The 330-nt window shown below is 60.3% G+C and carries 1 tRNA gene; it reads left to right on the forward strand.

The features are described 5' to 3' along the window. Positions 1–24: 24 nt before the first annotated feature. Positions 25–96 (forward strand) — tRNA-Ala (locus C492_RS21870). Positions 97–330 lie beyond the last annotated feature (234 nt).

Raw genomic sequence — 330 nt, forward strand, 5'->3', positions numbered from 1 at the left:
AGCCGAAATCGGCTCGCGGAGAGTGGGCCCATAGCTCAGTGGGAGAGTGCCTCCTTTGCAAGGAGGATGCCCAGGGTTCGAATCCCTGTGGGTCCATGATTGTGGACGCGATCGAGGATCGTGCCCCTTAAGTGGGGCAGGAACTTTCGATCAAATCCACAGACGAACCGATGCACCAGCCCGCGCAAGTGTGGCTGGGAAGGGTCAATGCAGGCCGGCCGTCTACCGGCGTGCAGATGAGACCGTGTGTACGTGTAGTCCAGGCGTCCACTGGACCCGTTCCCGGGTCACTACAAGGTTGCTTTGCAACCCTGATCCGACGAACGTGGC

Origin of the sequence: Natronococcus jeotgali DSM 18795 (assembly GCF_000337695.1) — an archaeon.
Taxonomy (GTDB): domain Archaea; phylum Halobacteriota; class Halobacteria; order Halobacteriales; family Natrialbaceae; genus Natronococcus; species Natronococcus jeotgali.